Genomic DNA, 10509 nt, shown 5'->3' on the forward strand with positions numbered 1-10509 from the left:
GTAGCACAAGCATACTGTCGCGGGATGGAGCAGCCCGGTAGCTCGTCAGGCTCATAACCTGAAGGTCGTAGGTTCAAATCCTACTCCCGCAACCAATTCTTACATAAGCAATATCAATTACATAGCGCCTCAAGGGCGCTTTTCTGCGTTTAGGGTCTAAATGCTCGGTGCTACAGTGGTGCTACTTTTTAGAACGCGAGCGTGGCGATAAAACTGCCTACGCCATGAAGCCGTGGCAGCACTGTCAGCCGATATCCAAAATCATACCTATGAAATCGTAAATGAGACCAAAGCGCAGCTAACGATTACGCAACAGCCGCACAATTGACGGTGTTGTTTTGGGTGAAGAGGTTGTCTCTAATTGCCAAGCGCAAAGGCGCTGGCTGTGCTTGTGATAAGGGGTAGGGGCGGATTGCAGTCATTCGCTGCAGATGCAAAATAATTAAGCTAATTGTATTAAAGCGGACGTTCGCAACCAGAGATCGTTAACAGCCATACCTTTCGGATTGTGTACATTTTTGCGGTAAGGGTTTTGATGAAAGTCAGAAAAATGTAATTTGTGGCCGGTCATGCAGCATTACCTATAGAAAGATGGCATCTCGGTTGCTAGCAATGAAGCTAGCTGGCTAAGTCGCTAGGTGAATTGCCGTCAACTTTGGTGGCTGGATAGGCAGTCGAATTTTTGTGGAAAATTTCGATCTTGTCTTTTTGGGAGAGTTGGAATGAAAATTTCTAGGGTACAGGTTGAAGAAGGTTTTCTGGATGGCTTGGATCTAAGACTTTCAGCGGGTCTCAACACAATAATAGGTGCAAGAGGAACCGGCAAAACATCGTTGGTTGAGCTCATTCGTTTTGGAGTGGGCAGTCCCACGGATTTTGACGCGGGTTCTGCCATGTCAGATGATCATGCCAGAGCAGTTTTGGGTTCTGGTCAAGTCACAGTTACGCTCCAGACTGACGAGGGTAAGACCGTTGTCAGTTCGCGATCTGCCCATGAGGAAGAACCTAGAGCTTCTGAGAGTTTCAGCAGGCCAATCGTCTTTTCACAAACGGAAATTGAGACGCTAGGGAAGTCCAAGGTGGGACGGCTAGGCTTAATTGATCGGTTTGTCTCAGGGAAACAGGCCAGGATCGAAGAGGAAACCTCACTAATCTCAAGGATTTCTTCGCAGACGGCAGAAATCACACATAAGTCGGCAAACCTTAAAAACCTAGAGAGCGAGTGGAGCCGCCTGCCAGAACTTGAGAGAGAGCTAGCTGAGATCGAAGGCCGGGAAGAATCCGTTAAGAAAACCTCGGAGGCGATGAGTGAGCGCTATGAACAGCTGAAGAAGATTCATGGCCATATTTCAAGGAATGCGGTTTTAGAAGACCACCTAAAGCGCTTTCTAGAGATTTCAGGTGCTAGGGTATCTAGTCTACAAGAATTAGAAGTAACATGGGGCCAATTAGTCGATCCGTCGATGTTTCATGATGACCTAGCGGTTGGCAAAGACCTGCTAGCTGAAGCTATCCAAGCCGTGAGCGTCGCGAGGGCAAAGCTGGGTGACGCAGACTTGTTTTTCCGCAGTACCTTCAAAAATACGGAATCTGAACGTGTCTCATTGGAAGCCAGCGCTCGGGCTCTTAGAACGGAAATTGAGCGCGCAGAGGCAGGGTTTGGAGAAATCTCCCGAGCGGCTCAACGCTTGCGAGACAAAGTTGCGCAACTAAGTGCCTTAAGCTCGATAGTCGAAGAGGAAAAAAGAGCGATTGCAAAATTGCAGGTTGCGCGTGGCCAGAACTTAGATCGTTTAACGACATTGAGAAAGTTACGTTTCGATTTGAGATCAGAAGTTGCAGACACGCTCAACTCAAAGCTAAGTCCTGCGATCAAAATTGTACTGGAAAATGCAGCGGACATTGATCGTTACCAAGAAGAATTGACCAGTCAACTGAGAGGAAGTGGTCTGCGCTACGGAGAGATAGTGAGTGACCTATCTTTGCTAGTCGAGCCTAGAGAGCTCGTCGAATGGATCGAGGCTAACAATTTTGAAGCCCTTTCGGACGCCCTAAATGTGACCATTGATCGATCGGTGCGCCTCATCTCTGCGTTGGAAAAAGTGGATTTGGGGAAATTGGTCGGATTTCCAATAGAAGATACCGCTGCATTTTACCTGCTTGATGGCGCTGATGCAAAACCGATTGCAGAATTGTCACTAGGACAACGTTGTACCGTTGTGCTTCCAATAGTACTTCAATTGACCGATGCTGTAATTGTCCTCGATCAACCTGAAGATCATATCGATAACGCATTCATTGCCGAGACACTAATTAGAGCAATCAAAGACAGGGCGACAGTCAGTCAGCTTATTGTTACAACGCATAATGCAAACATTCCTGTTCTGGGTGAGGCTCAACAAGTTGTAATGCTTGCTTCAGATGGCAAGCGGGGCTTTGTGTCGTTCTCCAAAAAACTAATGGCCGCTGAGGCTGTTGAAGCGATCTCTTCCCTGATGGAAGGCGGCCAGTTGGCTTTCCAAACAAGAGCAAAATTTTACGGGGATAATGAGTAATTGGATAGGGATGAAGCAATTTCAGCACTGAGTTCGGATGAACCGAAGACAAGGACGATAGCGATCCGTGCTCTTGGGAAAATGGCTGACCCAAGTGTGGTGCCACATCTAGAAGAAGCTCTGAGGACCGAGAGAGTTTCCTTTCTGCGGCGTTTGATCCCTGCGTCGATAGAGCGTGTTCTTTCAAACAATATCCGCAATGATGCTGCCGAGCGCCCGCGAGAGAATAAGTCTGAGACTTCAGACGGTGATTACCAGAAGGCAGTTAAGTTTGTAACAGGTGTGTTACTCCACGAAATCTCTCCAAAAATCGGACTACTAAGGTATTCCTGTCAGCGCGAAATTGGCGATTATCCTGCAAGTGAGACAGCCAGAACTTTGACACATCTGAGTGATGTGCTTGATGGGATAACATCTTTGCGGGAAGCTACTGTTTCAATGGAGACTACAAGTTTCAATGCCGATGCATTCATAAGAGAAGCGTCGCAAGAAATAGTAGATATAAATCAGTGCTTTATGCACTTTGATGGCCCCGCTGGCCTGGAGGTGGTTGGTGATAAAGCGTTGCTCAGACTGTCCTTCACAAACGGTCTGAGAAATGCATTTGAAGCAACAAAGTTGTCGCCCTCAAATGAGCCGATCGTAATTTTTTGGGGTCAGACTGACATTGAATACTACGTTACGATTTTGGATAGCGGCATTGGCATTTCGGGACCACAGGAAGCCGCTTTTGAAATCGGGAAAACAAACAAGCGGGGCCACTCGGGATTTGGTTTAGCAATTGCCAGAATGGCCATGACAACGCTCCTAGGTACCGTGAACCTTTTCCCGGCAAAACTTGGAGGAATGCGGTTCGAGATGAGGTGGCCAAAAGATGGCTAGACTCCTTATCGTCGAAGATGAAGAAGATTTCTTTCAAAGCATCCAGCAAGCGTGCCTTGAAGCTGATGCAGATTGTGAAATCACATGGGCCAAGAGCAGGGATACAGCGCTTTTGAAAGCGTCTGAGTCCTTTTTTGACTTAGCCGTACTTGATCAGAAAATCCCAACGATAGATGATGCTCTCGACGCACACGTAGATCATGGCCGTGCAGTATGGGACGAACTTTTTGCTTCTTCACCTGGAATGCCAATACTCATCCTGACCGCATTGAGTGCTGACGATATTATTTCCACCGTCGTTCGACGATGCAAGAATCAACGGATTTGGGGCGGTAACAGTAATTTTCCGTCTGTTGATCACCTTGGCAAGAAGCACTTTGATCAATTTCCTGATCGCATCGCGGGCTATACAGCAGCGATTGGGGCCTTAAGGGACGTTGAAGTTCTGACCGATGACAGCACTAAGCTTGATGAGCAAGAACGTCGATTGTGCCAAGTTTTTGTTAGCAGAAGCCACGGGGTCAGATGCGACGTACGAACACTAAGCGGGGGATTGTCAGGGAGCCCAGTGTACCATTTGTGCGTTTTTGATGAAAACGGACAGAAAATCCAGAATGCAGTACTCAAAGTAGGTACTAAGCAGATGGTAGAGATTGAGAATGAGAACCTTCATCTTATTAATCGCTTACCAGCTTCAGCCTCACCTCGATTGTTGGAATCCCTTTACTTTGGCGGCAAGGATTTGGCGGCGATTGCTTACCAACTAGCCGATGGTTGCAACCGTAATATATTTGACCTTGTGCGCGAGCAACCGGATGATTTGGAAGCCGCACTGGAAGGCGTATCTGAACAGAGACAACCTTGGATAGTGGCGAAATCTGAGCGACGAATGACAATCTCGGACATCAGAAGAACCGTTCTAGACGATGAAGCGAAAACTGCCCTTGCCGGAGAGTATGATTTGGATTGGCTCGATGGGTTTGAAGCTAGGAACGTTCAAGTAAACTGGGGTTGTATTCATGGAGATTTGCATGGAGAGAATATACTTTTGGATCAGGATTCAGCACCAGTATTCATTGACTATGGTGATGTGAGGGAAGGTCCGCTGGCTTTAGACTGGATGACTCTTGAGTTTTCTGCATTGTTCCATCCGGGTGCCCCTGCGTTCGACTTAGACCCGTGCGATCGTGTAGTTCCCAGCTGCTGGCAAGACCCTTCGACCTATTCAAACCTTCCGAACCTTCAAGCTTACTTTGTTCGGTGTAGGGCAAGTGCTGCTGAAGAAGGCTTGCGACACCGAGAACTAGTTGCTGCAGCGTATTCTTATGTTTTGCGGCAGTTGAAGTATAAAGATACCGACAAAGGCCTAGCCTTACTGCTGTTGCAGGAACTAAGGCAGAAGTTCGATGAATGAGCTCCTAACCTGCCCGCCGAATAGCTCCAAGAATCATGAATGTCCGGTTTCGGGATGCTGCAACGCAGCCTCACATGATTAAATCCAGGTCGGCTATGGGCCGTTCTTCACCTCGACCAAACAAAACCTCCCCTCAATCGCTGTCCGCCCTGTCCGCCACTGTCCGCCGCCAAGCCCTGTTGCCTATGGGGCGGACGGCAGGCGGACAGGGCGGACAGCAAAATGCTTATGTTTAGATTTGCTGTCCGCCCGCTCGTTGGCGTGGCCCAAAGGCGCCGCGTTGATAGCACCGCGCCTCGGTCAACATCGAGCTATTCCCCTTTCCAATCTTCTTTTTTCGACACACAAACCACGCGCCGCCTGTCTTTGCCTTCGCGCAGGTGAGCCACCTCTACGCCGTGAGCGCGTAGGAGCGGCGTTACGCGGCGCAGTTCTGCCCCAAAGGCTGCAGCTTGCCGTGGGAATGCCTCTGCGCTCTCAGTGAGGGCGGGGTAAGTGATCCGCAGGTGCGCAATCAGGTCAGTGGCGGTGCCGCGCCACGCGCCCCAATCCCGTACCAAAGCCAAAATGCAGCTCGCAACGGCGTTGCCATCCAGCGCCACTTCCGCCGCTTCTTTGCGGTTTGCTGCATAGGCCGTCAAAAACGCGCCCTGAGTCCATCCAAGCGCAGGTTCGGCGGCAGTCACCCATCTGGCAAAGTCTGCCATTCTAGGGCGCTCTGTCAGAGCCACATGGGCCACGCTTGCAAGTGCATGGCTGGCCGCATCCAAAAGCGCCGCCAAGATAAGTGCCTGCGCGTCTTCAAACTTCGACCAAAAGTCGGTTTCAAACGTGCGTTCTTGTGGTGAGATTGTCGGCAGGTGCAAAGAGATTGCACGATCTGACAGGTCCGCCCGTTCTGCGAGGTCTGGAATGCCGTTCAAGATCACAGGCCGCGTGGCATCAAACAGCACTTCGTCTGCATCGCTGTGCAGCTTGCGGGTGGCAAAGCCGCCGCCTGTCGCCAAGCGGCACAATGCATCTGCCATCGCAGGTTTGACCTTGGATAGATTATCAAAGGCCAGAACATGTGCGCCTTGGGCTGCAATCACCAAATCCCGTTCATCGCTTGGAAAGCTGCGCGTTGCCAATGTTGACGGATCAACCAAGGCGCGTAGCACTTTCGACGTGGTGCTTTTGGCGCTGCCTTGTTCGCCTGTGAGGATCAAAAGCGGGTAGGGGCCACTGGGGCGCAAGCAGCCCATGAGCCAGCCGACCATGAGCCGAAAGTCATCATCCGTGGCCACGTTTACAAACGGGCGTAGCAGGTCCATTCCGGCGGTGCCTTTAATTGGTACGGGCAGCGGGGCCATGCTTGGGGCGCGTTTAAATCGCGGTCCCGTTTTGGACTGTATCGCCCCGCTTTGTGTCGACCACCCATCCGAGGTGACATGCACCGTAGACCAATCTGGCCGCCCAAGGTCCAAAACGATGCTTTGCGGTCCTAACGTATCGGGGCCACTGCCGATACGGGTGAACACCTCGCGCCGCTCCCCCTCAAACAGGGCTTCCCCAATCATTTGACGCACTTGATCATCCAGCTTGGCAGCGGGTGGCACCTTGCCACTCGTTTGATAGGCGGCATGGGCCAAGAGCCGTTTAAACGCGGCGCTTTCTAAGGCGAAGGTTTCCCACGGGGCTGCTTGGGGGGCAGAATTATTGCCACGCTTTATTGAGGCGTAGGGCTTGCCCTCCGGTGTGTGCCAAAGGTCAATCCCGTCAAATAGCTCTGGGGACTCGTTGTCATTGGAGGGCGTTGCAATTTGGGGCGCAATCTGTGCTGTGCCTTCATAGGGCGCTGCCAGTTTAAGAAGCGTGTTCACGTTGCCTACGGTCCAGCCCGCAGACGCCGCGTCTGCCGCATCCCATCCCTTTTCATATGTTACGTAACGGGCGTTAGGCGTTTGCCCGCTCTCGTTTCCATACGTAACGCTACGTAGGGCTAAATCCGACACTGGAATGATTTTTGGCGTGGTGCCATCTGCGCTACGTAACGTAGCACAGAGCTTTTCCGCATAGGTCTTTCCCGCTTCATCCTTATCAGGCCATACGTAGACGTTACGCCCGTAAAGAGCGGAGAGGTCTGATTTATGCGGGGCCTGCGCGCCGCCGTAAGTTGTGGTTGCGACAAATCCAAGGGCGGTCAGCGCATCGGCGCATTTCTCGCCTTCGGTGACAATCACTGCACGATCCTCATTTGCTGCCACCAGTTCATCCAAGCGATAGAGAGGGCGATTTTCTGGTGCCTTCCAATCATTGGCCACAAGATCGAAAGGAATGAAGAATTTCCCCACGCCACGATCAAACCGATTGGCCACGAGAACGGCTGAGCCGTCCTCGCTGCGGTAGACATATTGCGACGAAGGTTTGCCAGCTTTCGGGTGGCGCAGCTCTGCGATTGCAATATTCATGCGCCAAGCCCCCAATGATCGAGGAGTTCCGCCGCCGCCGCCCGTTGAGACAATTTGTTGAGGTACGCATAAAGGCTAATTGGATCGCCGCCTTTATCGCCTGTGGCGAAGTCCGCCCAACGGCCCGTATCCATGTTAACCTTGAACGATCCCGCCTTGCGATCTGCGCGGGTCGGATTGCGCGCCACCCATTCGCGGCCAACGCGCTTTCCGTCCGGCAGCCACGTGGCCAAAAGGCCCCAAAGGGAGTTCATACAAGCGTCATTCACCAAAACAAAATAGATGTGGCGCGGGGCCGCGTTCACGGCGTGTCCTTGCTTAGTTGTCATTGGCGACCACCTCCTGCAAGCGGGCGATCTCAAAGGCGTCTACGTCGCCCGCGCGGTAGCGGACCAAGCGGCCCACCTTCACATAGGTCAGCGGGTAACGCTTGGTGCAGCGCCACGTTGCAAGGGTTGTTGTCGAGACCCCAAGACGATCTGCAACGTCTTGCGGGGTGAGTAGGTTCGGTTTTTTCAAAGCGCTCATTTGAGCTACCTCCATCAAAGATTATCAATGGGGGTAACTTGTCAGATACGCGCAATTGCATCCATCAAACACGATCGTAGAAGTGACGCGCAAAATGCGCTGTCACTTCTACGATAAGCTAGAGCGAACATCGCGAATGGCCGTAACAATTTGTTGGCGGGTCGTGTTAGGGGACGCAACCAGCATGATAATTTCGACCGCATCCACCAACTGCGATACCGTTTGATTGGCTTCTTTGAAGTACATCCCTTCGGTAAAGGGATGAGGGCTGTTTGCCTCCCAGTAGGGTGCAAGGCTTCGTAAGAACTCACGCAACGCATGATCCTTTGGTAGAGCACGCTCTTTTGACCGCGCGCGCCAAGTTTTCATACGCGCCGCATACTCTTCGTCTGTTTCAAGCTCGATCACCGCGCCATTGTCGGGGTCTTCTATGACGTGGCGCTTGGGTTGGCGGTTACTGGTGTTTTCGAGGCAAACTTGTAAATCCACTAATAGTTCGCGGTATGCTCGGAATATATTTCGGCGCGTAGAGATTAAATCTCTGAGCGTTTTCCCATCGTCAAATTCGTATAGATTAGGGTTGCTCCGAATGGAGGCCTCGACGCGTTTTTCTAAGCCCGAATAGTCTTGCAGCAATAAGAGCTTATCATAAAGCTGGCTTGCGTCTTGCGCTGCGGCATCTAGGGCTTTGTTTTCTGCGCTTTCGGGGTGTAAGGCTTCTTGTTCAAGTCTCGCCCACATAAAGGCTTCAAGGGCGCTCGTAAGTGCGGTCTTGGTGGCCTCAAAGCCCAAACCATCACTGGGAAAGCCAGCAAGGTTTGCAAATACCTTAAGTAGGTCGGCAGATATGAGGTCTTTGGGTTCTATATCTTCTTGGTCTATCCAGTCCTCAACGCGAGCCTTCGCCATCCTGCCTGCCTCCGTACCCAAACATCGCATCTGTCGCCTTATTAACGCTGTCACGCACAGGATCAAGGTTGAGGCGGGCATAGATCGCGGTGGATTGCTGGCTTTTGTGGCCCAATGATTTGCCGATGATGTAACCATTTGCGCCTGTCGCGGCCTGATAACTGCCCAAGGTACGGCGCAGGTCGTGAATGCGTAGGTCCTCAATGCCTGCCTCTTTTAAAATGCGCTCCCACGCCTTCTTAGGGTCCGCCAAATGGCCAGACGCGCCGCTGCTTGGAAAGACCCACGGACTTTCTGAGGCCAACTTGCGATCCTTTAAAAGCTCCATGGCTTGCGCAGGCAAGTGGACAGTTTGCGCATCACCATTCTTGGTTTCTTCAATGCGCCACGTGGCTGTGGTGAAGTTGATATCTTTCCACCGCATCGCCAAGACGTTAGATTTACGCGCCCCTGTCAGCAAAGAAACCATAAAGAAATCCCGCGCCGCCTCGTTGTGTTCATTGGCCAGCGCTTCAAAAAAGCGGGGCAATTCGTCCGGCTGCAAAAACCGATCACGGCTTTTCTCTTTGAACTTCTTGATCCCCACGGCAGGGTTGCTGCCATCCCAGCCCCAATCAATCGCTTTGTTAAAGATGGACCGGATACGCTCCAAAAGACGGTTCGCCTGCGTGGTGCCGTTGTCCTTGCCGATCTTGGCATGAAGCCGTTCAATCTCAGCTTTATCAATCGACGAGATTTTGCGCTTGAACCAATGGGACAGAAACTTGTTCACTTCCCGTTCGTCATATTTCCACGACTTCTTATGCACCTTGGAATATTTGGTCATGTAGTCGTCAAACAGCGCCGCGAAGGTCATCTCATCCCGAATGGCACGGCGGTCCTTTTGCGGGTTCTGCCCTCCGGCAATCTTGCCCTTAGCCTCTGCCGCAGCCTTTCGGGCATTCTCAATGCTGATATCTGGAAAGCGTCCCAGCAAAATACGCTCAGGGCGGCCATCAACGCGCTTGTAGAGATAAAAGCTCTTTGCTCCGGTAGAGGTCACGGCCATCTGCAAGCCTTGCTCTTTGCTGTCGGAGTAGTAATCACGTTTCCCCTTTGCGGGGGTGGGTGCTTTTAACAAAGCAGCTTTGGTGAAGTTCAGTTTATGACTGGCCAAATATCCTATCCTCAAATGCGTAAACTAAAATGGTGCTACGATGGTGCTACACTAGAGAGCAAATTTGGACAATGTTGATCAAACTGAAAGCAAGGAGGTATCAAATTAACATATTGATTTATATATGAAGAAATATGATCAACAAACTACGTCAAACATACGACAGTGAGGCTCATAACCTGAAGGTCGTAGGTTCAAATCCTACTCCCGCAACCACTTGAAACGACAACCCGCCCGTAACACGGCGGGTGTTGTTGTTTTTAGGGGCCGACAACTCCAGAATGGCGGCTAATTCTCCATACAGTTCAATTACATGGCCATCATCGGCAGCCTCATCCGGATGCAGACGCACCTCTGAAACCAGACCACGCAGCAATTCTGAGGCTTCGGATCTGCTAGCCTCGTCATTGAGGCTGTCCGACAAGGCGGCAATCTTCGCGCGGTAGGTCTCTGCGAGGGCAGGGTGTAGCACAATTGGATCTTGTTCGGGCAGGGCTGCGAGCTTTGCTGTTAACTCGGCTTTGCGGGCTTCAAGGTCGTCCATCTTTGTCTTCATCGATGCGTGGAACATGCCCGCTGTGATCGCCTCGACGATCTTATCTATCTGCCCGCCGA

General features: G+C 51.4%; 8 protein-coding genes, 1 tRNA gene and 1 pseudogene. 4 read left to right on the forward strand and 6 right to left on the reverse strand.

All coding sequences use genetic code 11. From position 1 onward, the window contains the following. The first annotated feature begins 18 nt into the window (after nt 1–18). The 4 genes from ABF287_RS15935 (at nt 19) to ABF287_RS15950 (ending at nt 4851) form a co-directional block, all read left to right on the forward strand. Nucleotides 19–95 (forward strand) — tRNA-Met (locus tag ABF287_RS15935). Nucleotides 96–722: 627 nt separating this feature from the next. Further along, nucleotides 723–2555, forward strand: coding sequence for an AAA family ATPase (locus tag ABF287_RS15940; protein WP_347185985.1), 1833 nt, complete (start codon nt 723–725; stop codon nt 2553–2555). Continuing rightward, nucleotides 2556–3437: an ATP-binding protein gene (locus tag ABF287_RS15945; RefSeq protein ID WP_347185986.1), complete on the forward strand. Its 882-nt coding sequence runs from the start codon at nt 2556–2558 to the stop codon at nt 3435–3437. After that, on the forward strand, nt 3430–4851 hold the full coding sequence (locus tag ABF287_RS15950; RefSeq protein ID WP_347185987.1) for a phosphotransferase: 1422 nt from the start codon (nt 3430–3432) through the stop codon (nt 4849–4851). Before ABF287_RS15945 ends, ABF287_RS15950 begins: the two co-directional genes overlap by 8 nt. A 311-nt stretch (nt 4852–5162) precedes the next feature. On the opposite strand, the gene ABF287_RS15955 is transcribed toward ABF287_RS15950, so the two are convergent. The 6 genes and pseudogenes from ABF287_RS15955 to ABF287_RS15980 form a co-directional block, all read right to left on the reverse strand. Continuing rightward, on the reverse strand, nt 5163–7301 hold the full coding sequence (locus ABF287_RS15955; protein WP_347185988.1) for a hypothetical protein: 2139 nt from the start codon (nt 7299–7301) through the stop codon (nt 5163–5165). Next, the gene (locus ABF287_RS15960) at nt 7298–7630 is read right to left on the reverse strand and encodes a hypothetical protein (RefSeq protein WP_347185989.1); all 333 of its coding nucleotides are present in this window, start codon (nt 7628–7630) and stop codon (nt 7298–7300) included. Before ABF287_RS15960 ends, ABF287_RS15955 begins: the two co-directional genes overlap by 4 nt. Next, nucleotides 7620–7829: a helix-turn-helix domain-containing protein gene (locus tag ABF287_RS15965; protein WP_347185990.1), complete on the reverse strand. Its 210-nt coding sequence runs from the start codon at nt 7827–7829 to the stop codon at nt 7620–7622. Before ABF287_RS15965 ends, ABF287_RS15960 begins: the two co-directional genes overlap by 11 nt. Nucleotides 7830–7937: 108 nt before the next feature. Further along, entirely contained in the window at nt 7938–8738 is an 801-nt protein-coding gene (locus ABF287_RS15970; RefSeq protein WP_347185991.1) for a hypothetical protein, read from the reverse strand. Next, on the reverse strand, nt 8719–9894 hold the full coding sequence (locus ABF287_RS15975) for a tyrosine-type recombinase/integrase (protein WP_347185992.1): 1176 nt from the start codon (nt 9892–9894) through the stop codon (nt 8719–8721). Before ABF287_RS15975 ends, ABF287_RS15970 begins: the two co-directional genes overlap by 20 nt. A gap of 172 nt (nt 9895–10066) precedes the next feature. Then, nucleotides 10067–10509 (reverse strand): annotated as a pseudogene (locus ABF287_RS15980) (recombinase family protein); the annotation flags it as partial.

The sequence above is a fragment of the Pacificibacter sp. genome (assembly GCF_039769035.1).
GTDB lineage: Bacteria > Pseudomonadota > Alphaproteobacteria > Rhodobacterales > Rhodobacteraceae > Celeribacter.

Coding starts and splice junctions, on each gene's coding strand:
- ABF287_RS15960 (WP_347185989.1), bottom strand. CDS start 7,630: ATGACAACTAAGCAAGGACACGCCGTGAACGCGGCCCCGCGCCACATC.
- ABF287_RS15955 (WP_347185988.1), bottom strand. CDS start 7,301: ATGAATATTGCAATCGCAGAGCTGCGCCACCCGAAAGCTGGCAAACCT.
- ABF287_RS15940 (WP_347185985.1), top strand. CDS start 723: ATGAAAATTTCTAGGGTACAGGTTGAAGAAGGTTTTCTGGATGGCTTG.
- ABF287_RS15950 (WP_347185987.1), top strand. CDS start 3,430: ATGGCTAGACTCCTTATCGTCGAAGATGAAGAAGATTTCTTTCAAAGC.
- ABF287_RS15965 (WP_347185990.1), bottom strand. CDS start 7,829: ATGAGCGCTTTGAAAAAACCGAACCTACTCACCCCGCAAGACGTTGCA.
- ABF287_RS15970 (WP_347185991.1), bottom strand. CDS start 8,738: ATGGCGAAGGCTCGCGTTGAGGACTGGATAGACCAAGAAGATATAGAA.